30 protein-coding genes and 1 pseudogene are annotated in these 23,041 nt (G+C 69.2%); 19 read left to right on the top strand and 12 right to left on the bottom strand.

Annotation, left to right across the window (positions count from 1 at the left end):
* Position 1: 1 nt before the first annotated feature.
* From mltA to KAK03_RS16660, 4 genes are read left to right on the top strand one after another with little or no spacing between them, the layout of a single operon-like run.
* On the top strand, positions 2-1,156 hold the full coding sequence (mltA, locus tag KAK03_RS16675; protein WP_210855414.1) for a murein transglycosylase A: 1,155 nt from the start codon (positions 2-4) through the stop codon (positions 1,154-1,156).
* 19 nt (positions 1,157-1,175) lie between these two features.
* Positions 1,176-2,135 carry an AEC family transporter gene (locus tag KAK03_RS16670; RefSeq protein WP_210855441.1) on the top strand — a complete coding sequence of 320 codons (960 nt, stop codon included), beginning with the start codon at positions 1,176-1,178 and terminating at the stop codon, positions 2,133-2,135.
* Positions 2,132-2,641, top strand: coding sequence for a hypothetical protein (locus KAK03_RS16665; protein WP_210855412.1), 510 nt, complete (start codon positions 2,132-2,134; stop codon positions 2,639-2,641). Before KAK03_RS16670 ends, KAK03_RS16665 begins: the two co-directional genes overlap by 4 nt.
* Positions 2,634-3,215 carry a GNAT family N-acetyltransferase gene (locus tag KAK03_RS16660; protein ID WP_210855411.1) on the top strand — a complete coding sequence of 194 codons (582 nt, stop codon included), beginning with the start codon at positions 2,634-2,636 and terminating at the stop codon, positions 3,213-3,215. Before KAK03_RS16665 ends, KAK03_RS16660 begins: the two co-directional genes overlap by 8 nt.
* A 778-nt stretch (positions 3,216-3,993) precedes the next feature.
* On the opposite strand, the gene KAK03_RS16655 is transcribed toward KAK03_RS16660, so the two are convergent.
* The 5 genes and pseudogenes from KAK03_RS16655 to KAK03_RS16635 form a co-directional block, all read right to left on the bottom strand.
* The gene (locus tag KAK03_RS16655; RefSeq protein ID WP_210855409.1) at positions 3,994-4,884 is read right to left on the bottom strand and encodes a response regulator; all 891 of its coding nucleotides are present in this window, start codon (positions 4,882-4,884) and stop codon (positions 3,994-3,996) included.
* A 38-nt stretch (positions 4,885-4,922) separates the two neighbouring features.
* Positions 4,923-6,647, bottom strand: coding sequence for an ATP-binding protein (locus KAK03_RS16650; RefSeq protein WP_210855408.1), 1,725 nt, complete (start codon positions 6,645-6,647; stop codon positions 4,923-4,925).
* Positions 6,648-6,822: 175 nt separating this feature from the next.
* Positions 6,823-7,716, bottom strand: a pseudogene (locus KAK03_RS16645) (integrase core domain-containing protein); the annotation flags it as partial.
* 147 nt (positions 7,717-7,863) lie between these two features.
* Positions 7,864-8,925 carry an RNA methyltransferase gene (locus KAK03_RS16640; protein WP_210855406.1) on the bottom strand — a complete coding sequence of 354 codons (1,062 nt, stop codon included), beginning with the start codon at positions 8,923-8,925 and terminating at the stop codon, positions 7,864-7,866.
* Positions 8,926-8,933: 8 nt separating this feature from the next.
* On the bottom strand, positions 8,934-9,461 hold the full coding sequence (locus KAK03_RS16635) for a gamma carbonic anhydrase family protein (RefSeq protein ID WP_210855404.1): 528 nt from the start codon (positions 9,459-9,461) through the stop codon (positions 8,934-8,936).
* Between the two features lie 101 nt (positions 9,462-9,562).
* On the opposite strand from KAK03_RS16635, the gene KAK03_RS16630 reads away from it, so the two are divergent.
* Positions 9,563-10,222, top strand: a complete 660-nt coding sequence (locus tag KAK03_RS16630) for a putative pterin-binding protein (protein WP_247661217.1) — start codon at positions 9,563-9,565, stop codon at positions 10,220-10,222.
* On the opposite strand, the gene KAK03_RS16625 is transcribed toward KAK03_RS16630, so the two are convergent.
* Complete coding sequence (locus KAK03_RS16625) at positions 10,223-10,516, bottom strand: cupin domain-containing protein (RefSeq protein WP_210855402.1); 294 nt, start codon at positions 10,514-10,516, stop codon at positions 10,223-10,225.
* A gap of 159 nt (positions 10,517-10,675) precedes the next feature.
* On the opposite strand from KAK03_RS16625, the gene KAK03_RS16620 reads away from it, so the two are divergent.
* Together KAK03_RS16620 and KAK03_RS16615 are read left to right on the top strand one after the other, a co-directional pair.
* Positions 10,676-10,987 (top strand): cell envelope biogenesis protein TolA, encoded by a 312-nt coding sequence (locus tag KAK03_RS16620; protein ID WP_210855400.1) that lies wholly within the window; start codon positions 10,676-10,678, stop codon positions 10,985-10,987.
* Between the two features lie 275 nt (positions 10,988-11,262).
* On the top strand, positions 11,263-11,550 hold the full coding sequence (locus KAK03_RS16615) for a hypothetical protein (protein WP_210855399.1): 288 nt from the start codon (positions 11,263-11,265) through the stop codon (positions 11,548-11,550).
* A 54-nt stretch (positions 11,551-11,604) separates the two neighbouring features.
* Here KAK03_RS16615 and KAK03_RS16610 read toward each other — a convergent pair whose 3' ends face one another.
* On the bottom strand, positions 11,605-12,264 hold the full coding sequence (locus KAK03_RS16610) for a lysoplasmalogenase (RefSeq protein ID WP_210855397.1): 660 nt from the start codon (positions 12,262-12,264) through the stop codon (positions 11,605-11,607).
* A 43-nt stretch (positions 12,265-12,307) separates the two neighbouring features.
* On the opposite strand from KAK03_RS16610, the gene KAK03_RS16605 reads away from it, so the two are divergent.
* Entirely contained in the window at positions 12,308-12,943 is a 636-nt protein-coding gene (locus KAK03_RS16605) for an SRPBCC family protein (RefSeq protein WP_210855394.1), read from the top strand.
* A complete protein-coding gene (locus tag KAK03_RS16600) occupies positions 12,940-13,224 on the top strand; it encodes a hypothetical protein (protein WP_210855393.1) in 285 nt (94 codons plus the stop codon). The genes KAK03_RS16605 and KAK03_RS16600 overlap by 4 nt, the downstream gene beginning before the upstream one ends.
* 31 nt (positions 13,225-13,255) lie before the next feature.
* Here the strand turns inward: KAK03_RS16600 and KAK03_RS16595 are convergent, their stop codons facing one another.
* Positions 13,256-13,783: an OsmC family protein gene (locus KAK03_RS16595; RefSeq protein WP_210855391.1), complete on the bottom strand. Its 528-nt coding sequence runs from the start codon at positions 13,781-13,783 to the stop codon at positions 13,256-13,258.
* A gap of 45 nt (positions 13,784-13,828) precedes the next feature.
* Positions 13,829-14,755 (bottom strand): LysR family transcriptional regulator, encoded by a 927-nt coding sequence (locus KAK03_RS16590; protein WP_210855389.1) that lies wholly within the window; start codon positions 14,753-14,755, stop codon positions 13,829-13,831.
* A gap of 71 nt (positions 14,756-14,826) precedes the next feature.
* Between KAK03_RS16590 and KAK03_RS16585 the strand changes: the two genes are divergently transcribed.
* Positions 14,827-15,813 (top strand): NAD-dependent epimerase/dehydratase family protein, encoded by a 987-nt coding sequence (locus KAK03_RS16585; protein WP_210855387.1) that lies wholly within the window; start codon positions 14,827-14,829, stop codon positions 15,811-15,813.
* On the opposite strand, the gene KAK03_RS16580 is transcribed toward KAK03_RS16585, so the two are convergent.
* Together KAK03_RS16580 and KAK03_RS16575 are read right to left on the bottom strand one after the other, a co-directional pair.
* On the bottom strand, positions 15,765-16,475 hold the full coding sequence (locus tag KAK03_RS16580) for a haloacid dehalogenase type II (RefSeq protein WP_210855385.1): 711 nt from the start codon (positions 16,473-16,475) through the stop codon (positions 15,765-15,767). The genes KAK03_RS16585 and KAK03_RS16580 overlap by 49 nt on opposite strands.
* A complete protein-coding gene (locus tag KAK03_RS16575; protein ID WP_210855383.1) occupies positions 16,472-17,077 on the bottom strand; it encodes a DNA-3-methyladenine glycosylase I in 606 nt (201 codons plus the stop codon). Before KAK03_RS16575 ends, KAK03_RS16580 begins: the two co-directional genes overlap by 4 nt.
* Before the next feature lie 73 nt (positions 17,078-17,150).
* Here KAK03_RS16575 and KAK03_RS16570 point away from each other — a divergent pair, with 73 nt between their 5' ends.
* Positions 17,151-17,594 (top strand): hypothetical protein, encoded by a 444-nt coding sequence (locus tag KAK03_RS16570; RefSeq protein WP_210855381.1) that lies wholly within the window; start codon positions 17,151-17,153, stop codon positions 17,592-17,594.
* Here the strand turns inward: KAK03_RS16570 and KAK03_RS16565 are convergent, their stop codons facing one another.
* Positions 17,595-18,008, bottom strand: a complete 414-nt coding sequence (locus tag KAK03_RS16565; protein ID WP_210855379.1) for a DUF6249 domain-containing protein — start codon at positions 18,006-18,008, stop codon at positions 17,595-17,597. It lies immediately after the preceding gene.
* Positions 18,009-18,138: 130 nt separating this feature from the next.
* On the opposite strand from KAK03_RS16565, the gene KAK03_RS16560 reads away from it, so the two are divergent.
* The 8 genes from KAK03_RS16560 (at position 18,139) to KAK03_RS16525 (ending at position 23,038) form a co-directional block, all read left to right on the top strand.
* Positions 18,139-18,720, top strand: a complete 582-nt coding sequence (locus KAK03_RS16560) for an RNA polymerase sigma factor (protein ID WP_210855377.1) — start codon at positions 18,139-18,141, stop codon at positions 18,718-18,720.
* An 11-nt stretch (positions 18,721-18,731) separates the two neighbouring features.
* Positions 18,732-19,148 (top strand): hypothetical protein, encoded by a 417-nt coding sequence (locus KAK03_RS16555; RefSeq protein WP_210855375.1) that lies wholly within the window; start codon positions 18,732-18,734, stop codon positions 19,146-19,148.
* A 58-nt stretch (positions 19,149-19,206) separates the two neighbouring features.
* The gene (locus tag KAK03_RS16550; RefSeq protein ID WP_210855373.1) at positions 19,207-20,403 is read left to right on the top strand and encodes a cation:proton antiporter; all 1,197 of its coding nucleotides are present in this window, start codon (positions 19,207-19,209) and stop codon (positions 20,401-20,403) included.
* A gap of 175 nt (positions 20,404-20,578) precedes the next feature.
* Entirely contained in the window at positions 20,579-21,094 is a 516-nt protein-coding gene (locus KAK03_RS16545) for a phage tail protein (protein WP_210855371.1), read from the top strand.
* A gap of 11 nt (positions 21,095-21,105) precedes the next feature.
* Positions 21,106-21,609, top strand: coding sequence for a phage tail protein (locus KAK03_RS16540; protein WP_247661216.1), 504 nt, complete (start codon positions 21,106-21,108; stop codon positions 21,607-21,609).
* 10 nt (positions 21,610-21,619) lie between these two features.
* Positions 21,620-22,156, top strand: a complete 537-nt coding sequence (locus KAK03_RS16535) for a phage tail protein (RefSeq protein WP_210855369.1) — start codon at positions 21,620-21,622, stop codon at positions 22,154-22,156.
* A 10-nt stretch (positions 22,157-22,166) separates the two neighbouring features.
* A complete protein-coding gene (locus KAK03_RS16530; protein WP_210855367.1) occupies positions 22,167-22,664 on the top strand; it encodes a GNAT family N-acetyltransferase in 498 nt (165 codons plus the stop codon).
* Positions 22,664-23,038, top strand: a complete 375-nt coding sequence (locus tag KAK03_RS16525) for a DUF6916 family protein (RefSeq protein WP_210855365.1) — start codon at positions 22,664-22,666, stop codon at positions 23,036-23,038. The genes KAK03_RS16530 and KAK03_RS16525 overlap by 1 nt, the downstream gene beginning before the upstream one ends.
* Positions 23,039-23,041: the final 3 nt, after the last annotated feature.

Here is a 23,041-nt window from a genome sequence, read left to right as displayed (position 1 = left end):
GATGCATTCGTCCCGTTACCTTGCCGCCTCGGCGCTGCTGGCGGCGCTGGCTGGCTGCGGCTTGCTGGCGACGCGCCCCGAGGGCCCGGCCCCGGTGGAGCAACGCCGGCCCGACCTGAAGCTCAGCACCGAGCCCGTGCCGCTGCCGCCGGGCGGCGTGGCGCGCCCGCGCGCGCACTGGATCCCGGCCGCCTGGGGCGAGCTGCCCGGCTGGGGTGTTGATCGCCTGAGCGAGTGGCTGCCCGCGCTGCGCGCCGGCTGCGTGGCTCCTCCCGAGCCGTGGCAGCCGCTGTGCAGCCAGCTGGCGGCGCTGAAGGGCCCTGATGACGCCACGCTGCGCCGCTTCCTGGAAGACCGCCTGGTGGTCTACCGTGTGGAATCGCCCGACGCGAACCCCGAAGGCCTGCTGACCGGCTACTTCGAGCCGCTGGTGGCCGCCAGCCGCAAGCCCACGGCCAGCCGCCGCGTGCCGCTGCATGCGGTGCCCGCCGAGCTGGGGCAGAAGAAGCCCTGGTACACCCGCCAGCAGATCGAGACCCCCGGCGCCGCCGCGGTGGCGCTCAAGGGCCGCGAGATCGCCTATGTCGAAGACCCGCTGGACGCGCTGGTGCTGCAGATCCAGGGCTCGGGCCGGCTGCGCCTGACCGAGCCCGACGGCAGCGAGAAGCTGGTGCGCGTGGCCTTTGCCGGCCACAATGACCAGCCCTACAAGTCGGTCGGCCGCTGGCTGATCGAGCAGGGCGAGCTGAAGGCTGGCGAGGCCAGCTGGCCCGGCATCAAGGACTGGGCACGGCGCAACCCCAGGCGGGTGCAGGAGCTGCTGTGGCAGAACCCGCGCTATGTGTTCTTCCGCGAGGAGCCGCTGCCCGACCCGTCGCTGGGCCCCAAGGGCGCCCAGGGCGTGCCGCTGACGCCCGGGCGCTCGATCGCGGTGGACCCGCAGAGCATTCCCTACGGCACGCCGGTGTGGATCGACAGCACCGAGCCGCTGTCCACGCGGCCGCTGCAGCGCCTGGTGATGGCCCAGGACACCGGCAGCGCCATCGTCGGCGCGGTGCGCGCCGACTTCTTCTGGGGCTGGGGCGACGAACCCGAGGCCCAGGCCGGCCGCACCAAGCAGGCGCTGCGCGTGTGGGCGCTGTGGCCCCGGCCCTGAGGACACCGGCATGAACGGCGTGCTTCAGGTGCTGGGCGTCACCACCCCGTTCTTCGCACTGGTGGGACTGGGCTGGCTGGGCTGGCGCCGCGGCTGGCTGCCGATGGCGGCCATCCCGGGCATGAACACCTTCGTGCTGTGGGTGGCGCTGCCCTGCATGCTCTACCGCTTCGGCGCCGGCACGCCGATCGAGCGCCTGCTCGACCCCGCGGTGGCGCTGACCTGGGGCCTGGCGGCGGCCGCGATCGTGGCGCTGACACTGGCCACCACCCGGCGTGGCGCGGTGGGCTGGAACGATGCGTCCTTCGGCGCCCTGGTGGCGGCCTTTCCCAATTCGGGCTTTGTCGGCGTGCCGGTGCTGGTGGCCCTGCTGGGCGCACAGGCGGCCGGGCCGGTGATCGTCACGGTGTCGATCGACATGGTCATCACCACCTCGGTGTGCATCGCGCTGTCGCGCATTGGCGCCGGCCACGCCGGCGAGGCGGTGGGGCGCATGCTCAAGGGCATGCTGGCCAACCCGCTGCCCTGGGCGATCGTGCTGGGCGTGCTGTCGTCGGCCACCGGCTGGCAGCTGCCGGCGCCCGGCGCGCGGCTGCTGGGTCTGCTGGCCGACGCCGCCAGCCCGGTGGCGCTGTTCACGCTGGGCGGCGTGCTGGCGCGCTCGGCGGCCTCGGGCCCGGCGCCGCATGGCGCGGTGGACGAGGGCTGGATCGTCGCCATCAAGCTGGCGCTGCATCCACTGGCGGTATGGGGCGCCAGCCATGTGGCCGCTGCGGCCGGCTTCGCGATGGACCCGTTCACGCTGGGCGTGGTGGTGCTGGCCGCCACGCTGCCCTCGGCCAGCAACGTGACCATGCTGGCCGAGCGCTACGAGGCCGATGCCGGCCGCATCGCCTGGATCGTGCTGCTGTCCACCGCGCTGGCGGTGATCAGCGTGCCGCTGCTGGCGGCCGGCTGGGTGCCGAGGGTGGCGCAGTGAAGGTCGTCGCCGCGCCCCTGCCCGAGGCCGCGCTGCTGCGCGCCTACGCCGAGCGCGGCGCGCTGGTCGACTGCTGGGCGCTGACGCTGCCGCACAGCCTGGACCTGACCGACTACCTGCTGGGCTTTGCCCACTCCTGGCTGTTCCAGCTGGAGCGCCGTGTGCTGGGCTGGGCGGGCCACCCGACCACCGCGTCGGACGTTCAGGCGCTGGCCATGGGCAGCGCGCAGGACTTTGCCATCTGGCGCGTCGAGGCCCGGGTGCGCGACCAGCTGCTGATGGCGGTGCAGGGCGGGCGCATCCGCAGCTGGTGGATGGCCGAGCGCCTGCCCGGTGGCGGCACCCGGCTGTTGTTCGGCTCGGCGCTGCTGCCGCGCCCCGGCCACGGCCGCTGGCAGCGCTTCGGCCTGGCCGGCGCGCTGGTCGGCCTGCACCATGCCTACGCCCGCGCGCTGCTGGCGGCGGCGGCCCGGCGCCTCACCGCCAGCGCAGGTGGCCATGCCTGACTTCAGCGCGGTGAGCCTGCACACGCCGCGGCTGCGGCTGCGGCCGCTGCGGCCCGAGGATGCCCCGGCGCTGTTCGGCATCTACTCGGACCCGGCCTTCATGCGCTACTGGAGCACGCCGCCGTGGACCTCGATCGACCAGGCCCACGCGATGATCGAGCGCGACCAGCGCGAGCTGCCCGCCGGCGAACACCTGCGCCTGGGCATCGTGCTGAAGGACGCCGGCGCGCTGATCGGCACCGTGTCGCTGTTCCACCTGGACGCCGGCTGCCGGCGCGCCGAGATCGGCTACGGCATCGCGCCCGCGCACTGGCGCCAGGGCTACCAGCGCGAAGCCGTCAGCAGCGTGATTGACCACGCCTTCGGCGCGCTGGCGCTGAACCGGCTGGAGGCCGACATCGACCCCGACAACCGGGCCTCGGCCCGCGCGCTGGAGGCACTAGGCTTTCAGCGGGAGGGGCGGCTGCGCGAGCGCTGGATCATCGACGGGAGGCCGTCGGACTCTGCGATCTACGGGCTGCTGGCGCGCGAATGGTTCGGCGTCAACTACAGTCCTGAGCGACGCATTGAATAAATATCTAGAACGTCGAACTCTTTAGTTCGCAATCTCTCGATCTTAAACTCATTACTCATTGGATTCGCTCGCTCCTCGATAGGTACGCGTACCAATCGACGACGCACTTTCGCCTCTGATATTATATAAAGCAGGGGCCCGAATTCTTCAATATCGGCTTGCTCAATGAGGTATTGTATCTCGCTGGCATCTCGTTCGCCAACTTCGCCCGCGTCCTGCCGGATGCGCAGGCCTCGCAAGAGCCCTTGCTTGAGGCTCGCAATTTTGGGGCTATGCCTATCTCTGTTGATGACTTCTTGCGCTAATATACGCAGGATATCTCGTGGATTCGATGTTGGAGGGGAGACCTTTTGAACGGCCGAACCACCTGTGCTGTTATCGAACTGATCAGAGCACCATACATAGTGTGTTCCACCATAGTATTTTTCACCTATGACAAAACTAAGCCAACAGTTCGCGGAGTATAGAAAGAGACCCATGCTTCTCTAGCGGACCATTTTTTTGGCTCGCAATATTTGAACGTACTCCTCACGGCTCATAGTGCAACGAACCATGTCCTCAAATTCGCCCTGATTAAGGTGCATCGACTTCCTGAACATGTGCGCCACACTACCCCACATATCACTTCTCCCATTGGAGTAGTGAAGTGGCAGCACCCGCTTTCCATCAACCATTAGAAAGCCTCGCACATGGTGCTTACACTCTACGGTCTCTATCCTCAGCTTTTGAAAAACACGCCTAAGGTCACTCGCACTCAGTTGCATTTTACCTCCTCAAACTAAATCAGTGTCTGTCGGAGAAATGCTGCGACTTCATTAAGCCTAGCTGAGTTCGAGGAATCGTCATCGCTTAGGTCCACTAGCAACCCGTCCATCAATACCAGCAGGCCCTCAATAGCTTCTGCCTCGTTATCCGCGACCGAATATAATTCAGGATAACCGTAGATCTCAGCGACTGCGTGGTCTTCACAGTCCTTTGTCCAAATCCATAGGGGGCGAGGGACAACGACCATGTCACCCGAGACGGTCGGTCTTGTTTGCCCCGCGTCTACCACACGTAAGCGATAGCCTGCTTCACGGAGCGATCGCTCCACATTTGCCTTACCGTCGGAGTCTGGGCTGGCTCTTTCGGGTGTGAGCATTCGCACCAACTCAAAATCTATAGAGGTTCCGCGAGGATATTGCTCCTTTAGGACGTTCAATTTTAAGCGCGCATCTGCCTTTCTTCCCTCCCAAAACCTATTGGCATCGTCTATCCATCGAGTGATATTTTCGAGTAGTTGTGAGGCGTTTAATCTTCCACGACCATGTGCCTCTGAGAATGGGCCGTAGTCTTCTTCGCTAAGCGCGTCCTCCGCGAATGCTGCCGAATAACCTACAATTGGAAGGTCAGGCAAGGTTGCTCGAAGTCGCCGAGCAACGAGCACACCCGACTTGTCTTCAGCACGCTCTGCATGAAGGTTTATATCAACCATCGCAAAGCTAATCGTCGGAGATGCGGCAAACTCTCGTTGAGCCGACACTTCGTCTTTTGCACGAATTACTCTGAAGCCAGCCTGTTCCAGAAGCTGAGATTTCTCCCTAAGCGCCTTTTCACTGTCATCCACTAGGAGTGCCAGAAGATTGCTAGGTTGGATCAACTCTTCAAGGTCATCATTTTTATCCTGCATCGCTTCTCCTCTATCCACGAGAGTCATTCCCGAATACTTCACGCTTCTTTGGGCAGCTCGATATCAAATACGACACCATCGCGACTATCATGCAGTCGAATGGAACCCTTGTGTTCAGCAGCTGCTCGACGCGCAATATAAAGGCCGTAACCTGTGCCCTTTTCCTTTGTTGTTATTCCGCGCTCAAAAATCATCTCCGTCACAATCCCTTTGTCTGGATTCCCGGCCGCATCAGAGGATATTAGTGATTTAAGCGCTGCATGATCAAGTCCACCAGCGTTGTCGACATACCTTAGAATCTGGACGTTTGACTTGACTGGAGAATCTTCAACAAATAACGTAATCGACGGCTTCACAGCTCGCGACCGTCCTCTTCGATCGAATGCATCTAGGGAGTTCAAAAGCAAATTAGCAAACAAGATTCTCATCAGTTCAGGAAAGATTGGGAGCTCAATGTCTCTTGTCATTCGACAGTTGACGTTCATTGCCCGCAGTCGGCCCGAAACTAGTCCAACTGATTGCTTCCACACTGCCTGCACCGATTGCACCGAGCGCTCACCTTTTCTAACTTTGGAGGCGTCTTTAATCTTGTCAATAGTGTGACCGATTTGGGTAATTGACTCAGTGCAGCGGTCTATTGTTTCTAATAGGGACTTAGAATCGCGAATTCGTTGTGAAGTTAATTTTATGCTAGCCAGAGCAGTTTGGGCGTTATCGACATGTTCCCTCGCTTCATGCCGCGCGGCCTGAGCTACTTCAAGCGCAGTAAATGTCATCCCAGTCTGAACGTGGGACTCTGTGACCAGGCTCAGCTGCTCTGAATTCCTTTGGTTGCTTAATGCAACCCCAACAGCGTTAGCTATAGCCTCAAATCCAGCAAGCTCTATGACGGAATATGTGTGTGGAATGCTTGCGGCAAAGGATAATGTCCCAAAAACTTCGGTCCCCACCTTCACGGGAGCAATCACAAAGCTTTGGATTCCCTTCAGGATTGCATTGGAGCTAAGTTTTCGGAGATGAGGCGCGGACATATCTGGCTCGCTTACAGTTACGCCGTCGATAGCGCGCTGAAAGGAGGGGTAGTCGGCTACCGGATCTAAGTCGAGTGTCGATAAGTCGTCAACCTTCTCAAATCCTACTGCATTCAAACAGCGCAGTGATGTTCGATCCTTCGATAATTCCCTAAGCGCGACATGACTCATACCTGAGGCAGCGGCGGCGACTAGAAGTATCCGATCCAGGAACTCGTCAAGTGTCGTGAGAAAATCAATCGGCTGATGTAACGTCGACAGCAGCCGCAACGCATTCCGTTTCTCAAGAATGATTGACAGCAGCGTCTGGAGCACAAGGTAATGGGAGCGATGCGCTTGCCAACCAGGATTTACTTTCGCCTCTAGCACCAGAAAGCCGCTTCGATTCTTCAATTGATGAATCGGTACTATGCAGATAGATTCAGTGTCGGACTCAATGTACTGCGGTCGATTTCGGTCGATGACATCAAACCATGAAGCAAGGTTCTTCTGTAGCGCCCCCCGAAGAAAGCTAGTATCCAGCGCTTGAGCAGCATTCTTTTCATCGCGCCATGCCGGAATGCGACGAGATTCCACCGGCGTGGTTCTCTCATTCCCCGAAAGTCTGAAGTCAGCGGAGAAACTACCTGTGTTTAAATGCTGTATGTATAGTGTGGCAATATCAGCCTTCGTTCCCTCTAGGGCACACGCCAGAGTATTCCAAATTGCCTCGTTCGGATCGTCAAGTTCCAAGCAGCGGCTAGACGCTGTTTCGATCCAGTCCAAAACATTCCCCCCGAGGATCAGTTGAGATTCACCGCATAGCATAGGACATGACATGAGACGTTGAACCACCACAATCGTGGGTGGCCAGCGGTGATGTCGCGAACTGTCGTCTCTTGTGTGATGCTTTCGATGTCGCGCTGACGTCAGGTCCCGGGTGATTGACCACCCGCTTGTCGAATAGATCGGGTTGCGTCGCTTGCCATATCTTGAGCTCCTGGATCGGCGTGCTCAGGTCCAGCGCGCGCTGTGGCAGGTGCTCGTTGTAGAGCCAGACGAATCGATGCAGCGTCGTCTCAAGGTCATGGGCGCTGTTTAACCGATGCGACTTCGGAACCTGTGCCAGTCGCCCGTTGAATCGCTCCACCATGCCGTTGGTCTGCGGATGCTGGGGCTTGGTCAGTCGGTGCTCAATGCCCAGCGCCCGGCACAGCGCATGAAACTCATGGTTTCCGCGGGCGTCTTTCTCGCGCCGCCCGAACGCCCGATCAGTGATGTCCGGGCCGTTCTCCGTCACCAGCGTCTTCCTCTTGATGGCGATGAACACCTATCGCATGGCCCGGTCGATGGCCACAAAGACACAGCGTCGTTCGGCCTCATCCTCCACCTGTGGCAGGTACTTCACGTCCATGTGGACCTAGCCCGGCTAACAGGCTTTGAAGGACTTGACCTGGGTCTTCTCGACCTCGGGTTCTGGCAGGCGGTTGACGCCACGCCGAAGCAGCAGCCGGTCCAGCGCCGATCGGCTCATTTGGGGTTCGATGAACTCGCGGACGACCGCCAGCAGGTCGTCCAATGACAAGCGCAGGTGCGTGCGCAGGTAGACGACGATCTCTTACTGGCCGGCGTTGAGCGTGGTCTGCAGCCGATGCGGCGTGTGGCTGACCTCTTCGACCGTCGTGCGCTTGCGCCACTTGCGGATGGTGAACTTGGCCACGACGAAGCCCTGTGCCAACTCGGCCTCGGTGCCATGGGCCTGCTGGATCGCCAGCCGCGTAGCCGACGTGGTCGTGCCGCTCTTGTCCAAACTGATCAGCATCGCGGCCTTAGCTGGTTCAAGTCTGCCAGAAGGCCCTTCAGGACCTCCCGGCCCACAAGTATCGCTACTGGCCGCCGAGGAGCCATTCATCCGGGACACCACACGTAGGAGGTGTGTAGAAGCTTTGTGTGCGGGCTACGACTGTGTTTAGCAGGCCTCGCGCCGTTTATCTCGCGGTGTTGGACGCGCCGGCCCGCGCACCACGCTAACCCCATCCAGCGCCCGCGCGCGCAACTGGCCGCAGCCGCCGTCCACGTCCTGGCCGGCCGAATGGCGCAGCTTGGTCAGCACGCCGCGGCGGTGCAGGCGGCGGGCGATGTCGGCGGCGGCCTCCCAGCTGGGGCGCTCGAAGGGCAGACCGGGCACGCTGTTGTACGGGATCATGTTGAGCACCATGCGCCGGCCGGCCAGCAGGCGCACGATGCCGTCGAGCTCGTCGTCGCCGTCGTTCACGCCCTTGAGCAGCGTCCACTGCAGCTGCACCGGGTAGCCGCTCAGGCGGCCGTAGGCATCGGCGCGTTCCACCAGTTCTTCGGGGGCGATGCGCGGCGCGCGCGGCAGCAGCTGCTCGCGCAGCGCGGCCTTGGTGGTGTGCAGCGACAGCGCCAGTGCGGGCTTCACGCGGCCCTGCGGCAGCGCCTCGAAGGCACGCTCATCGCCCACCGTGGAGAAGACCAGGTTCTTGTGGCCGATCTGGCCCACGGTGCCCAGCAGCTCGATCGCCTCGAGCACGTTGTCCAGGTTGTGCGCCGGCTCGCCCATGCCCATGAAGACCACCTTCTTCACTGGCCGCAGCGTGCGCGCCAGCACCACCTGGGCGACGATCTCGGCGCTGCCGAGCTGGCGCACCAGGCCGCCGGTGCCGGTCATGCAGAAGGCGCAACCCACGGCGCAGCCGATCTGGGTGGACACGCACACGCCGTCGCGCGGCAGCAGCACGGCTTCAGCGGCCTGGCCGTCGTGCAGGCCCACCAGCAGGCGCGAGGAGCCGTCCTCGCCCGGGTGCTGCTCGCGCAGCGTGGCCAGGCCGGCCAGCTCGGCACGCAACGCGGGCAGCGCGTCGCGCAGCGTGAGCGGCAGGAAGTCGTCGTTCTTGCGTTTGTGGGCGTCCGGCGGCAGCGCGTGGGTCCACTCGCGCAGCACGCGCTGCAGGTGCAGCGGCTGCGCGCCCAGCGCCTGCAGGCGCTGGCGCAGCTCGGTCACGCGCATGGCGGTGTTCAGCCGAGGCGCCGCAGGCCGCCCGCGTAGCGCCGCGCGTTGTGCACGTAGTGCGCGGCGCTCAGCGCCAGGCGCTGCTGCTGCTCGGGGCTGAGCTGGCGCTTGACCACCGCCGGGCTGCCCACCACCAGCGAGCCGTCCGGGATCTGCTGGCGCTCGGTGACCAGCGCGCCGGCGCCGATCAGGCAGCCCTTGCCGATCACCGCGCCATTGAGCACCACCGCGCCCATGCCCACCAGCGTGCCGTCGCCCACGGTGCAGCCGTGCAGGATCACCTTGTGGCCCACCGTGACGTCCGCGCCGATGGTCAGCGGCAGGCCGGCGTCGGCGTGCAGCACGCTGCCGTCCTGGATGTTGCTGCGCGCGCCGATGGTGATGGGCTCGGGCTGGTCGCCGCGCACCACGGCGCCGAACCAGACGCTGGCGTCCTCGCCCAGACGGACCTGACCGATCACCTCGGCCGAGTCGGCCACCCAGGCGCCGGGGGCGAGTTCGGGCTGCTGGTCGTCGAGAGCGAAGAGGGCCATGGTGCGGTGTCGGGTGGCTGAAGCCCGCCATGGTAAAGGCTGGGGCCAGGTGCGTCCCGGGCCGCTAAGATGCCCCCCTTTCCCGTTCACGGACCCTGCCCATGAACCTGCTCAAGCGTGCCTTCCTGCTGGGCGCCGTGGCGGCCGTGCTGCCGGCCGCCCAGGCCGCGCCGGTCAAGCGTGCCGCACCGGTGCGCAAGGCCCCGCCGCCGCGCCGCCCTGCCGCGCCGGCCCGCGCGCCCGCCCCGCCGCCGCTGCGCAGCCCGGTGCTGCTGACCGTCAGCGGCGCCATCAAGAAGAGCAACCGCGGTCCGCTGGACAAGGCGATCGACCAGATGGCCGCCAAGCACGGCCTGGCCTGGGAGCAGGCCTACACCTTCGACGCCGCCGCACTGGCCAATCTGCCGGCCGAGACCATCCACCCCACGCTGGAATACGACGCCAAGCCGCACACGCTCAGCGGCCCGCCGCTGGAGATGGTGCTGGCCACGCTGGGCATCACCCCCGGCCAGGCCGGCGTGATGCTGGCGCTGCGCGCGGTGGACGGCTACCGCATGGAGCTGAGCCTGGCCGACGTGCGCGCCTGGAAGATGATCCTGGCCACCCGCATCGACGGCCAGAGCCTGGCCATTGGCGGCCTGGGCCCGCTGTGGGCCGTCTATGACGCCGACCGCCTGCCCGGCATCGCCGAGCTGCCGCTGGCCGAGCGTTTCCAGCGCTGCCCCTGGGGCCTGTACCACATCGAGGTCATCCAGACCTGATCAGGCGTGGCGCCGGGCCACCCAGTAGGTGGCGCCGTCGGGGCCGTAGCGCTCATCGTGCGGCTGGTGCGCCGCCAGGCTGAAGCGGTCGCCCGGGCGCAGGTGGCGCGGCGCGGCGTCGCCGCAGCCCAGCCACAGCTCGCCCGCCACCACCAGTGCCTCCACCGCGAACGGGTGGGTGTGGGTGGGCACGATCTCGCCGGGCGGCCACTGGCGCTCGACCACCTCGTCGAAGCCTTGCGCGCGCAGCGCCTGGGCGAAGTCGTCGAAACGGGGCAGGGGCGAGTCACTCATGCAGCCTCCAGGGTGGCATGTCGCTGGGTTGTGGCGACGAGCCGACAGTGTGCGCCGTCCGAAAAGCAGGGCCTCGTCAGAAGGCGGGTCGGGCCCGAATAATGGCCCTTGGCCGGATTCTCGGGTTCACCGGTCAACCCTTTCCTTCACAGGCCCACCATGAAGTTTCGTCTGTCGCTGATTCCGCTGCTGCTCGCCTCCGCCACCGCCTTTGCGCAGGCGCCCGCGGCCCCTGCAGCGCCCGCTCCCGCCGCCCAGGCCGCGCCGGCCGACATGTCCAAGGCCGACAAGAAGGCCTCGCACAAGGCTGCGCATGCCGACAAGAAGGCCGCCAAGAAGGCCCACCGCAAGGCCACGCGCAAGGCCGCGAAGAAGGCTGACAAGACCGCGGCCGTCGGCACCGCGCACACCACCCGCCACGCCCACGTCACGCACCGCAAGGCGCAGCGCTCGGCGCACGCGGCGGCCTGAGTCGCGCAGGCCACAGACCGCTCGCCGCGCCCGTCGGGCCGTGGCGAGTGGTCTGTGCGTTCACGTCGCGGGCCACCATGGTCCGCACAACGCTGACGGCGAGGTGTCCAGGCGGGCACTTCGCATGGCCCACACGCGCCCGACCTTTGCGCGCCCAAACATCGCCGGCGGTCAACCCGGACCTGGGCAGCCGCGTTGGCAGAAGGGCGCGCGACGACCGACGCCACACCATCGGGTCGGACGCCCTCCTCAACCCTTCATTGCACAGGTCCACCATGAACTTCCGTCTGCCCCTGCTGTCCCTGCTGTTCGCCTCGGCCACCGCGTTCGCGCAAGCCCCTGCCGCTCCCGCCCCGGCCGCCCAGGCGGCGCCGGCCGCCTCCGCGGCCCATGCCGACAAGAAGGCCGCCCGCAAGGAGGCCCGTCAGGACAAGCGCCAGGACGCCCGTCAGGACGTGCGCCAGGATGGCCGCCAGGACGCGCGTCAGGACGACCGCAAGGCCGATCGCAAGGAAGCCCGCAAGGCCGCCAAGAAGGCCTCCGGCGCGTCCGGCGCGCAGTGATCGTCACAGCGGCCCCTGGCCGCTGACCACCCTGCAGCGGCCTCGTGCCGCTGTTCAGCGTGCTGCCCGCGGCGGCAAGGCCGACGCGATGCAGGCCTGGGCGCACCAATAGCTGGCCAGGATCCACAACGACGCCATCGGCACCGGCGCTGCAAAGCGGTCGACCGCCAGCGTCGCATCCGACAGCATGAACAACGCCCCGCCCGCAGCGCCCCAGGCAGGGCCGGCCGCGCCGGCACTGCGCTGGCGCCACCAGCGCGCCGCGGCCAGTGCCGCCATGCCGGCCAGCGCCAGCACATAGGCCACCACCGGCCCCTGCAGCGCGGGCGCAATGCCCGGCCACAGGTGCTGCAGCACCCCCAGCGCCACCGCGCCATACAGCGCGATCGCCGGCCACCACGGCCGCGCGCCGCCGCGCCACAGCGCCACGCCATAGGCCAGGTGCGCCGCCAGAAAGCTCACCAGCCCTGGCAGGAAGCCCTGCTGCGGCCACAGCAGCGCCACATCACCCACCCACGACAGCGCCAGCCCCAGCAACAGCGGCCGGCGCATCGGGTCGCCGTGGCCGCGCCGCGCCGCCCAGGCGATCAGCAGCGCCGTGGTCAGCGGCTTGCAGACCCAGGCCAGCGGCGGCAGCGCCCAGGCCCAGGGCGCGGCCAGGATGGTCAGGGCGCCGCTCAGGGCGGCCAGCAGCAGCAGGGCAACAGAAGGCATGGCGCCGATTCTCCTGCGCCCCGCGCTGCGGCACACTGCGGTGATGCGCGCATCCCGAGCCCTGCTGCCGATGCTGCTGGCGCTGGCCTGCCGCGCCGGCGGCGAGCCGACCGTGGCCCCGACCGACGTGCAGGTGCAGCGCCAGGGCAGCCACTTCAGCATCGACGTGGTGATGCACGCGGCGGTGCCGCCGCCGCTGGCCTTCGAGGTGCTGACCGACTTCGACCACATGGCGCGCTTCGTGCCCAACCTGAGCGAGAGCCGGGTGCTGGAGCGCCGCGACCTGACCTGGCGCGTGGCGCAGAAGGGCGCGGCGCACTGGGGCCCGATCACGCTGCCCTTTGAATCGGTGCGCGAGCTGCAGCTGGACCCGCCGCGCGAGATCCGCGCCCATGCGCTCAGCGGCAGCGCGGCGGCCATGGACACGCTGATGCAGCTCGAGCCCGAGCCCGGCGGCACCCGGCTGCACTACCACGCCGAGGTCGAGCCCGGCCGCTGGTTCCCGCCCGGCCTGGGGCCCGCGCTGGTGCAGCACGAAACCGCCGAGCAGTTCAGCGCGCTGCTGCGCGAGATGGCGGCCCGCCGGGCCCCTCAAGGCGTCAGCGGGATACAACCCGTTACCTTTTGCCGGGCCGAGACCCTCAACTGCCGCCGCCCCCAGCCGATGCGCGCGGCATGAACACCTCCACCGCCAGTGCGCTGACGGCGTTGCAGACCGCCGTGACGCAGGCCCGGCTCGAGACGCTGGGGCCACGCCGCGACCCCCGCGCCGCCGTGCCTGCCGCCACGCACCGGCCGCCCACGCCCAGTCCGGCGGCACAGAACGCCGAGGCCCTGGGCCGCCAGCTGGAGCAGGAGATGCAGTCCGAGCGCCGCGCGCTGGAGCGCCTGCAGGCCAGCCTGAAGAGCCTGCCGCGGCACGACCCGGTGCTGGGCTCGCTGCTTGACGTCTCGGCCTGATCCGCGGCCGCGGGCCGCGATCGCACCAGGGTCAGCCGGGCGCGCCAGCCTCCACGCGCTGCAAGGTCACGCCCACCGGCGGCGGGTGCTGCAGCGTCTGCAGGATCACGCAGTAGCGTTCGGTCTGGCGCACCAGCGTGGCCAGCTGCTCGTCGGTGGCGGGTGAATCCACCTCGAAGCGCAGCCGCAGCGCGGTGGCGCCCACCGGCACGCTGCGGTCCACGCCCAGCGTGCCGCGCATGTCACCCTCGCCCTCGGCGACCACCTCCACTGAGCGATACGGAATGCCCATCGCGGTGGCCACCACGTTGAAGGTGACGCCGGCGCAGGCGACCATCGCCTCGAGCAGCATGTCCATCGAGCAGGCGTCCTGGCCGTCGCCGCCGGCCAGCGGGTGCAGGCCGGCCTCGATCGGGCCGCCACGGGTCTCGATGCGGCAGGCGGGGCGGTGCGGCAGCAGCTGCGCGCGCGCCACCGAGCGCAGCTGCGCCGCCTCGGGCTCGGTGCGGTAGCGCGCCTTCAGCGGCGCCTGCAGCTGGCGGAGTTGGTCGGCATCCATCGGCGTACGGGGGGCTGTGGCAACACCCCGATGATGCACGCACACTCAGGCCAGGGTGGCAGCCTCGCGCGCGGCCAGCACGCGCGGGATGCCGTCGGCCAGGTGCTCCCACACCCGCCGCACCAGCGCGCTGCCGCGCAGCTCGCGGTGCACCGCCAGCCAGCAGGGCATGGGCGGGATCGCCAGCTGCGGCAGCAGGGGCACCACGCCGGGCAGCAGCGGCAGCACATAGCGCGCCGCAAAGCCGATGCCGGCGCCCGCCGCCAGCAGCGCGCTGGCGGCCAGCTGGTTGTCGCAGCGCAGCGCGAAGGCCTCGCGGCCCAGCGGCAGGCCCATGCGGGCGAAGCCGCGCAGGATGGTTTCGTCCTGGTCGAAGCCGATCAGGCGATGGCGCGGCAGCTCCTCAGGCACGCGCGGCGTGCCGTGGCGGGCCAGGTAGTCGCGGTGGGCGCAGGGCACGATGGGAAGCTCGGCCAGCTGGCGCGCCACCAGCGAGGACTGGCTGGGCCGCAGCATGCGCACCGCGATGTCGGCCTCGCGCGCCAGCAGGTTGCTCAGGCTGTTGGACACCACCAGCTCGACCTGGATGCCCGGCTCGGCCTGCTGCAGCGCCACCAGCACCTCGGGCAGCAGGTAGGCCGCCGCCACCTCGCTGGTGGCCAGGCGCACCGTGCCCGTCAGGCTCTCGCGCTGCGCCGCCACCGCGTGCGCGACCGCCTGGGAAGCGCTGCGCATCTGTCGCGCCGCATCGGCCATGGCCAGCGCCACCGGCGTGGCGCGCACGCCGCGGCCGGTGCGCTCGAACAGTGGCGCGCCCAGCTGCGCCTCCAGTTCGGCCACATGGCGCGACAGCGTGGGCTGGTGCAGGCCGTGGCGGCGCGCCGCGGCGGTCAGGCTGCCGGCTTCCAGCACCAGCAGGAAGCTGCGCACCAGGGTCCAGTCGAAGGCGTCGGGGCGGGCCAGGCTGCTCATGCGGATCCGTATGGCTGACATGCAGGGTTCGGCCATTGTCGGATGAATCGGGCGCGCGCAGACTGCCGGGCATGGAATACACCAGTGATCCTTCCGTGCTGGTCCTGGGCAGCCAGGGCCGACTGGGCCAGGCCGCCGTGCAGGCCTTTGCCGCCGCCGGCTGGCGCGTCTGGGCCCAGGCCCGCCGCCCGCAACCCGACCTGCCCGCCGGTGCCCGGGCGCTGGATGTGCCGCTCGCCGACACCGCCGCGCTGGCCACGGCCGCCCAGGGCGCGCAGGCGGTGGTCTACGCGGTCAACCCGCCGTACACCCGCTGGCCGCAGCAGATGCTGCCGCTGGCCCGCCAGGGCATGGACGTGGCCGAGGCGCTGGGCGCGCGCTTCCTGCTGCCGGGCAACGTCTACAACTTCGGCCGCGAGCTGCCGGCGCAGCTGACGCTGGACACGCCCGAGGTGGCCAACACCCGCAAGGGCGCGCTGCGCATCGCGCTGGAGGCCGAGCTGCGCCAGCGTGCCCAGGCCGGCCGGCTGCGCAGCAGCGTGCTGCGCGCGGGCGATTTCTTCGGCGGCGGCCCGGGCAGCTGGATCGACCTGGTGATCGCCAAGCACCTGCGCGCCGGCCGGCTGGACTACCCCGGGCCGCTGGAGGTGCCGCACGCCTGGGCCTTCCTGCCCGACCTGGCGCGCGCCTTCGTGGACGTGGCCGCCCATGCTGAGACCCGCCCCTTCGCCCGCTGGCAATTCGCCGGCCACACGCTGACCGGCGCCGCGCTGCTGCAGGGCCTGCGCAGCGCCGCCGAGGCGCAGGGCCTGGCGCCGGCGCGCGGCTGGCGCGAGCGGCGCATGGCCTGGTGGCCGATCCGCCTGGCCGCGCCGCTGGTGCCGATGGCGCGCGAGATCGCCGAGATGGCCTATCTGTGGGCGCGCCCGCACGCCCTGCTGGAGGTGCTGCCGCAAGCGCGCGCCGCCACGCCGCTGGCGGCGGCGATGGCCGCCACGGTGGCCGCGCTTCAGCAGCCCAGCGTGTCGGCCAGCGCGGCCAGGTCGGCGGCCTCGTAGTCCACCGGCACCTGGGCGCGGGTCTCGCCCACGCCGGGGCCGTGCTCGTTCGGCCGGGCGATGAAGGCGGTGCGCAGGCCGGCCTGCGCAGCCGCGGCCAGGTCCCAGGAATGAGCGGCCACCATCATCACCTGCTCGCGCGGCAGGTCCAGCGCGGCGGCGGCGGCCTGGTAGACCACGGGCGTGGGCTTGTAGTCGCGGGCGATCTCGGCGCCCAGCACCGCGTCCCAGCGCAGACCGTTGCGCCGCGCCAGGTTCACCATCAGCGCGATGTGGCCGTTGGAGCAGGGCGCCAGCAGGAAGCGCTGGCGCAGCCGGGCCAGCGCGGCCGGCACCTCGGGCCAGGCGTCCAGGCGGTGCCAGGCTAGGTTCAGCGACTGGCGCGTGGCCTCGTCCACCTGCGCGTCCAGGCCCAGCTCGCGCAGCACCACGTCCAGGTTGCGGCGGTGCAGGAGGTCGAGCTTGCCGAACGGGATCAGGCCGCGGCGCACCTCGTCCATCGCCGGCTGGTACTGGGCGCGCCAGGCCAGCGCGAAGGCGGCGGCGTCCACATCCAGGCCCAGCGGCTGCAGGTGGGCGCGCACCTCGCGGGCCACGCCGCCGTGCCAGTCCACCAGCGTACCGAAGACATCGAAGACCAGGGCGCGGATCGGCGGATTCATCGGGGCACCTTGAAATGCTGGCGCGCGGCCGTCACCGCGGCGCGGGTGAGGCAGCCGGGGGCGTGGTCGTTGACCAGGCCCATCGACTGCATGAAGGCATAGGCGGTGGTGGGGCCGACGAACTTCCAGCCGCGGCGCTTGAGCTCGCGTGCCAGCGCCACCGACTGCGGCGAGGTGGCGCGCGCCGCCGGGTCGTCGTCGGGCGCTTCCTCGAAGCGCCACAGGAAGGCCGCCAGCGAGCCCTCGGCCTGCACCAGCTCCACCGCGCGGGCGGCGTTGTGGATCACCGCCTCGATCTTGCCGCGGTGGCGCACGATGCCGGCGTCGGCCAGCAGGCGGGCCACGTCGGCCTCGGTGTAGCGGGCCATGCGGTGGAAGTCGAAGGCGTGGAAGGCGGCGCGGAAGTTCTCGCGCTTTTCCAGGATGGTGCGCCAGCTCAGGCCCGACTGGAAGGCCTCCAGGCAGAGCTTCTCGAACAGGCGCCGGTCATCGGCCACCGGAAAGCCCCATTCCTGGTCGTGGTAGGCCAGGTACTGGGCGGTGGACAGGCACCAGCGGCAGCGCGGTCGGCCGTCGGGGCCGGCGTCGGTGGACAGGCTCATGCGCGGATTGTGCGTCCGCGACGACAATGCCGCGGTCAACAGCCCGGGCCGACGCCGCGTTGAGCCCCGACCGATGCGAAACCACCCCCTTGTCGCGCTGGCCCTGGCCGGCCTGTGCGGCGCCGCCGCGGCGCAGTCCGACCCCTCGCCGCAGGACCTGGCCCGCTGGCAGCAGGCCTCGGCCTGCGTGGCGGTGCTCAAGGCCGACGTGCTGGTGCTGCGCGACCGCAGCTGGGCGGGCACGCCCGGGCTGAAGCCCGAGATGAAGCGCCTGACCGAGCAGGGCTTCGCCTTCATCGGCACCGCCTACAAGCAGGGCTTGCGCCAGACCCTGGCCGACCGCCTGCTGGAAGAGGCCGAGGCGGCGCAGAAGCGCGCCTCGCCGGAATCGCTGCGCGCGCTGTCGCAAGGCTGCCGCACCGAAGGCGCGAAGCTGCTCAAGCAGGCCAATGTGGTGGAGCGCCTGCTGGTGTCCAACCGCGCCGAGTCGCGGGTGGACAAGCTGCTGGCGCGCTGATCAGGCCGGGCCGTCGGTCTTCGGGCCGATGCGCGCGAAGATCAGGTTGGCCACGCCGATGGCGATCGGGATCAGGCCCCAGGCGGCCGAGTCGTTGTCGCGGTTGATCGCCAGCGCCGCCGCCACCGCCAGGCCCACCAGCAGGAAGGTCAGGCCGCGGCGCAGCGCGCGGCTGCGGGCGTCCAGCGGGTCGATGCGGTCCTCGCGGTCGAACAGCTCGGGCGGCAGCGGCGGCACGTCCACGCCGCGCTCGATCGCCGCCAGGCGCTCCTTGTGGTGCAGCTCGACCAGCTGGGCGCGGCGCTTGTAGTCGGTGGCCAGCCAGATGATGGCCACGGCCACGCCGCCGAGGATGCCGCAGATGGGAATCAGCAGGCCGAGCAGCTGCTTGAGGATGACGGCGTCAGCGTCCATGGTGTCGGGCTCCGTGAAGTGGTGGATGCCCTTGATAGCGCCGCGGCGGCGGGCCGGTTTCAGACCGCCACCCCAAAATTTTTGATGCCGCCGCTGAAACCGCCGCGCCGCCCCGGCACTATCAGGCCCCATGACCCTGGACGCCCGCGCGCGCGATGCCGATCTGGTCGCCGCGCTGGCCCGCGGCGAGCGCGCGGCCGCCTTTGACCAGCTGGTGCAGCGCTACACGCCGCGCCTGTACCGGCTGAGCTGGCTGCTGCTGCGTGACAGCGCCCGCGCCGAGGACGCGGTGCAGGACAGCCTGCTGCGCGCCTGGCGCGCGCTGGACGGCTACGACGCCACCCGCGGCGCGCTGTCCACCTGGCTCTACACCATCACCCGCCACCACTGCCTGGCCCAGCTGGGCCGGCCGGCGCTGGACACGCTGTCGCTCGACGAGCCCGACGGCGAGGCCCTGGCCGCCACGCTGGCCCAGCCTGCGGCCGGCCCCACCGACGCCCGCGCCACGCTGCAGGCGCTGATCGACACCCTGCCCGAGACCCCCCGCGCCTGCCTGCAGCTCTTCTACTGGGAAGACCGCTCGGTGGCCGAGGTGGCGGCCCAGCTGGGCCTGCCCGACAACACCGTCAAGACCCACCTGCACCGGGCCCGCGCCCGTCTGCGCCAGGCCCTGGCCGACCAGGGCCTGGACGACCCGGCGCTGTGGCTGTGAAGGAGACCGCGATGAGCGAACACCACCCCGACTGGCTGGACCACGCGCTGCAGCGCCAGCTGCCGCCGCCCGCGCTGCCCGCCGGCCTGACCCCGCGCCTGCACACCGCGCTGGCCCAGGCGCGCCAGCAGCGGGCGCTGGACGAACTGCGCCAGCGCCAGACCGCACGCGAGGCCGAACTGCTGGCCGAACTGGCCCGCGCCCGCGCCCAGCTGCGCCAGCGCCGCTGGCGCGACAGCGCCCAGGTGCTGGGCGTGGCGGTGGCGGTGTCCTTCGCCAGCGGCGCGCTGGCCGTCTGGACCCTGCCCTGGTGGCAACCCTGGCTGGACCAGCCGCCCGACCTGGTGCTGCCGCTGGTGGCGCTGGCGCTGGGGGTGGGCAGCGCCACGCTGGCGGCGCGCGCCAACTGGGGCCGCGGCTGGTTCTGACGCTCCAAGACAACCCGCGGCTGCGGGTCTGCGTGGACATGGCACCATCCGCCCCGCCATGAACACCACAGAACTGTTCCTGATCGCGATGACGATCATCTTCGGCGGGCCCTACCTGGTGTGGCGGCTGGGCCGCACCGAGTACTGGGCGCCGCTGGTGGTGGTGCAGATCGTCGGCGGCATCGTGCTGGGCCCAGGCGTGCTGGGCGCGGCCTTCCCCGAGTACTACCGCTTCGTCTTCACCCCGGCGGTGATCCAGTCGCTCAATGGCGTGGCCTGGTGGGCGGTGATGCTGTTCGTGTTCATCGCCGGCATCGAGCTGGACCTGCGCGCCGCCTGGCGGCACCGCCGCGAGAGCAGCATCACCGCCGGCCTGGCGCTGGGCAGCCCGCTGCTGCTGGGCAGCGCCGCCGCGCTGGTGCTGCTGGCGCAGGACGGCTGGGTGGGCCCGAAGGCGCAGCCCTGGCAGTTCGTGCTGGGCATTGGCATGGCCTGCGCGGTGACCGCGCTGCCGATCCTGATCCTGTTCATGGAGAAGCTGGGCATCCTGCGCCAGCCACTGGGCCAGCGCATCCTGCGCTATGCCAGCCTGGACGACATCGCCATCTGGGCCGTGCTGGCGCTGATCCTGATGGACTGGCAGCGCGTGGGCCGCCAGCTGGCCTTCCTGGCGCTGTTCGCGCTGGCCGCCTGGGGCGTGCGCCGCCTGATGCAGGCCATCCCCGAGCGCGACCGCTGGTACACCGCGCTGATCTGGCTGGCCGGCTGCGCCTTCCTGGCCGACTGGGCCGGGCTGCACTACATGGTGGGCGCCTTCCTGGCCGGCGCGGTGCTGGACGCCGAGTGGTTCGAGCAGGCCAAGATGGACCTGCTGCGCCACCATGTGCTGCTGGTGATGATGCCGGTGTTCTTCCTGTCCACCGGCCTGCGCACGAACTGGCAGGCCGGCGGCCTGGCCGTCTTCGGCGCCGCCGCGCTGCTGCTGGTGGCGCAGCTGGTGGGCAAGCTCGCCGGCCTGCGCCTGGCCGGCCGCATCCTGGGCTGGCCGAAGGGCGAGGCCAGCCTGATCGGCTGGCTGCTGCAGACCAAGGCGCTGATCATGATCATCTTCGCCAACATCCTGCTGGACAAGCAGGTCATCACCGCCGAGACCTTCACCGCGCTGCTGCTGATGGCGGTGGCCAGCACCATGCTGACGGTGCCGGTGGTGGCGCCGCGGCTGGCGCGCTCGCCAGCCTCCGGCGCGACGGGCTGACGGTCTGCCGCGCCGCCCAGGGCGCTCCGGCGGTACCCGCCGTGACAAATGACCGCCGTCAAGCGTGGGGGGGTGTGGGCCCGGCGGGCCCCCAGGTCCCGACAATCCACCGCACAGCCTGCAGTCGTTGGGGCTGGCCCGTGGGGCTGGTGGCGACGTGGCTGGAAAGTCCTCGATGTCCACCCCCTACCTCGGCGAGATCCGCGTCGTCAGTTTCAACTTCGTGCCCAGAGGATGGGCGCTGTGCAACGGCCAGGTGCTGCCCATCGCGCAGAACCAGGGCCTGTTCGCGCTGCTGGGCACGACCTACGGCGGCGACGGGCGCACCACCTTCGCCCTGCCCGACCTGCGTGGCCGCCAGCCCATGCACGCCCCGGCAGGGTCGAGCGAGCTGGGCGCCCGCCTGGGGGAGGCATCGCATGCGCTGACGGCGGAGGAAATGCCCACGCACCGTCACCCCATGCGCGCCAGCAAGCCCTGGGCCGAGACCCGCTCGCCCAGCAATGCCATGCCCGCCACGCACAACGACTACGGCGGTGCGGCGATCTTCGCCCCCATCGGCAAGGTCGTGCCCCTGCACCCCGAGACGGTCGCCGCGAGCGGCCAGGGCCAGCCCCACTCGAACATGAATCCCTACCTGACGCTGAACTTCATGATCGCGCTTCAGGGCATTTTTCCGTCGGCCACCTGAGGAGGCGCACCATGCCACAACCCTATGTAGGCGAGATCCGCATGTTCGCCGGCACCTATGCGCCCTATGGCTGGCTGCTCTGTGACGGCAGCCTGCTGCCGATCAGCGAGTACGACACGCTGTACGCCCTGATCGGCACCACCTATGGTGGCGATGGTCAGGAAACCTTCGCCCTGCCGGACCTGCGCGGGCGCGCGCCCCTGCACCAGGGCTCGGGCTATGTGATCGGGCAGGCGGCCGGCGAGGAGCGGGTGACCCTGCGTCCGGAACATCTGCCGGCCCACACCCACCGGCTGCAGGCCAGCCGTCAGCCGGCCAACGTGACGCTGCCGCCGGCGGACGCCATGCTGGGCGCGAGCACCTCGACGATCTACGGCACCGCCACGCCGACGGTGGCGATGGCCGCGCAGATGTTGGGGCCGGCCGGCAAGTCGGGCTCGCACCAGAACATGCCGCCCTACCTGGCGCTGAATTTCATCATCTCGGTGTTCGGGATCTTCCCGTCACCCGCCTGAGGAGCTCCCGATGTCCGATCAATTCATCGCCGAAGTGCGCATGTTCGCGGGCAACTTCGCGCCAGCCGGCTGGGCGTTCTGCGAGGGCCAGGTGCTGCCGATCTCGCAGAACACCGCGCTCTTCTCCTTGCTGGGCACCACCTACGGTGGCGACGGCCAGACCACCTTCGCGCTGCCCAACCTGAGCAACCGCGTGCCGATCCAGGCCGGCCAGGGCCCCGGCCTGAGCCCGCGCGACCTGGGCCGCGTGGGCGGCGCCGAGCGTGCCGTCCTGAACCAGAACTACCTCCCGGCCCACGGGCACACCGCCATGGCGTCGGCGCAGGCCACGCAGACCTCGCCGTCGCCCAGCGCCAGCCTGGCCACGGTCAGCGAGAACCTCCCGGCCTACCGCGCTGACCCCGGGCCGGGCCTGCTGATCGAGATGGGCTACCCCAGCGTGCTGCCGACAGGCGCCGGCGCCAGCGTCACCCACAACAACCTGCCGCCGGTGTTGAAGCTCAGCTTCATCATCGCGCTGCAGGGCGCCTGGCCCCAGCGCCCCTGAGGTGCGCGCCGTGGACCGATGGCTCTGGCAGGCGGCGACGCCTCAGGACGCGCCCTTCATGGCCCAGCTGTACGCGGCCACGCAGGGCCAGGCCTGGGGCCTGTCGCCCGACGCGCCCGACCCGGTGCTGCAAGGCCTGCTGGCCCAGCAGCACCGCTGGCGCGACGGCGCCTATGCCGAGGCCACCGGCGGCCCGGGCTGCCGGCTGATCGTGGCGGCCGACAGCGGCACCCCGGTCGGTCGGGCCTGGGTGCACGAGCGCGAGACCCTGCACCTGCTGGACCTGGCCGTGCTGCCGGCGCACCAGCGCCAGGGCATCGGGCAGTGGGCCCTGTCGGCCCTGCAGGCCGAGGCCGCCCACGCCCAGCGTCCCCTCACCCTGATGGTGGACGCATCCAATCCCGCCCGGCGGCTGTACCAGCGCCTGGGCTTCGACGACATCGGTGACAACGGACCGGACCGCCAGATGCGCTGGACGCCGGCACCGCTGACCCCTGGAGTGCCATGATGAACAAGCGTGATTTCCTCTTCAGCGGCGTCGCCGCCGCCAGCCTGGCCCCGGCGACCCTGCCGGCCATGGCCCAGCCCCAGGCGCGGTCGTTCCCCGACCTGGCCAGCGGCTACAGCGCCGAGCGCTTCGAGGCCTTCGTCGGCGAGACCTTCCAGACCGCCGCCGGCCCCCTGACCCTGAAGGTCGTCGAGCGGCTGAAGATCGACGGCCCGGCCGAGCAGTTCAACCTGCACTTCACCGCACCGGCCGCCGAGCGGGCCGCCTCCGGCCTGCAGACGCTGCAGCACACCGGCAGCGGCCAGGCGCTGGCCCTGCACCTGGAGCCGGGCCTGAACGGCACCGTCCAGGCCAACTTCAGCCTGCTGGCCTGAGCG

It is taken from the genome of Ideonella alba (genome assembly GCF_018069845.1).
Lineage (GTDB): Bacteria > Pseudomonadota > Gammaproteobacteria > Burkholderiales > Burkholderiaceae_C > Ideonella > Ideonella alba.
The sequence above is the reverse complement of the archived record's forward strand: the minus strand, read 5'-3'. Positions and strand labels throughout refer to the sequence as shown.

What these genes read in the sequence shown, in the direction of transcription:
- mltA (WP_210855414.1), top strand. Translation starts at nt 2, where the DNA reads ATGCATTCGTCCCGTTACCTTGCCGCCTCGGCGCTGCTGGCGGCGCTG.
- KAK03_RS16660 (WP_210855411.1), top strand. Translation starts at nt 2,634, where the DNA reads ATGCCTGACTTCAGCGCGGTGAGCCTGCACACGCCGCGGCTGCGGCTG.
- KAK03_RS16655 (WP_210855409.1), bottom strand. Translation starts at nt 4,884, where the DNA reads ATGCAGGATAAAAATGATGACCTTGAAGAGTTGATCCAACCTAGCAAT.
- KAK03_RS16640 (WP_210855406.1), bottom strand. Translation starts at nt 8,925, where the DNA reads ATGCGCGTGACCGAGCTGCGCCAGCGCCTGCAGGCGCTGGGCGCGCAG.
- KAK03_RS16635 (WP_210855404.1), bottom strand. Translation starts at nt 9,461, where the DNA reads ATGGCCCTCTTCGCTCTCGACGACCAGCAGCCCGAACTCGCCCCCGGC.
- KAK03_RS16630 (WP_247661217.1), top strand. Translation starts at nt 9,563, where the DNA reads ATGAACCTGCTCAAGCGTGCCTTCCTGCTGGGCGCCGTGGCGGCCGTG.
- KAK03_RS16625 (WP_210855402.1), bottom strand. Translation starts at nt 10,516, where the DNA reads ATGAGTGACTCGCCCCTGCCCCGTTTCGACGACTTCGCCCAGGCGCTG.
- KAK03_RS16620 (WP_210855400.1), top strand. Translation starts at nt 10,676, where the DNA reads ATGAAGTTTCGTCTGTCGCTGATTCCGCTGCTGCTCGCCTCCGCCACC.
- KAK03_RS16615 (WP_210855399.1), top strand. Translation starts at nt 11,263, where the DNA reads ATGAACTTCCGTCTGCCCCTGCTGTCCCTGCTGTTCGCCTCGGCCACC.
- KAK03_RS16610 (WP_210855397.1), bottom strand. Translation starts at nt 12,264, where the DNA reads ATGCCTTCTGTTGCCCTGCTGCTGCTGGCCGCCCTGAGCGGCGCCCTG.
- KAK03_RS16605 (WP_210855394.1), top strand. Translation starts at nt 12,308, where the DNA reads ATGCGCGCATCCCGAGCCCTGCTGCCGATGCTGCTGGCGCTGGCCTGC.
- KAK03_RS16600 (WP_210855393.1), top strand. Translation starts at nt 12,940, where the DNA reads ATGAACACCTCCACCGCCAGTGCGCTGACGGCGTTGCAGACCGCCGTG.
- KAK03_RS16595 (WP_210855391.1), bottom strand. Translation starts at nt 13,783, where the DNA reads ATGGATGCCGACCAACTCCGCCAGCTGCAGGCGCCGCTGAAGGCGCGC.
- KAK03_RS16590 (WP_210855389.1), bottom strand. Translation starts at nt 14,755, where the DNA reads ATGAGCAGCCTGGCCCGCCCCGACGCCTTCGACTGGACCCTGGTGCGC.
- KAK03_RS16585 (WP_210855387.1), top strand. Translation starts at nt 14,827, where the DNA reads ATGGAATACACCAGTGATCCTTCCGTGCTGGTCCTGGGCAGCCAGGGC.
- KAK03_RS16580 (WP_210855385.1), bottom strand. Translation starts at nt 16,475, where the DNA reads ATGAATCCGCCGATCCGCGCCCTGGTCTTCGATGTCTTCGGTACGCTG.
- KAK03_RS16575 (WP_210855383.1), bottom strand. Translation starts at nt 17,077, where the DNA reads ATGAGCCTGTCCACCGACGCCGGCCCCGACGGCCGACCGCGCTGCCGC.
- KAK03_RS16570 (WP_210855381.1), top strand. Translation starts at nt 17,151, where the DNA reads ATGCGAAACCACCCCCTTGTCGCGCTGGCCCTGGCCGGCCTGTGCGGC.
- KAK03_RS16565 (WP_210855379.1), bottom strand. Translation starts at nt 18,008, where the DNA reads ATGGACGCTGACGCCGTCATCCTCAAGCAGCTGCTCGGCCTGCTGATT.
- KAK03_RS16560 (WP_210855377.1), top strand. Translation starts at nt 18,139, where the DNA reads ATGACCCTGGACGCCCGCGCGCGCGATGCCGATCTGGTCGCCGCGCTG.
- KAK03_RS16555 (WP_210855375.1), top strand. Translation starts at nt 18,732, where the DNA reads ATGAGCGAACACCACCCCGACTGGCTGGACCACGCGCTGCAGCGCCAG.
- KAK03_RS16550 (WP_210855373.1), top strand. Translation starts at nt 19,207, where the DNA reads ATGAACACCACAGAACTGTTCCTGATCGCGATGACGATCATCTTCGGC.
- KAK03_RS16545 (WP_210855371.1), top strand. Translation starts at nt 20,579, where the DNA reads ATGTCCACCCCCTACCTCGGCGAGATCCGCGTCGTCAGTTTCAACTTC.
- KAK03_RS16540 (WP_247661216.1), top strand. Translation starts at nt 21,106, where the DNA reads ATGCCACAACCCTATGTAGGCGAGATCCGCATGTTCGCCGGCACCTAT.
- KAK03_RS16535 (WP_210855369.1), top strand. Translation starts at nt 21,620, where the DNA reads ATGTCCGATCAATTCATCGCCGAAGTGCGCATGTTCGCGGGCAACTTC.
- KAK03_RS16525 (WP_210855365.1), top strand. Translation starts at nt 22,664, where the DNA reads ATGAACAAGCGTGATTTCCTCTTCAGCGGCGTCGCCGCCGCCAGCCTG.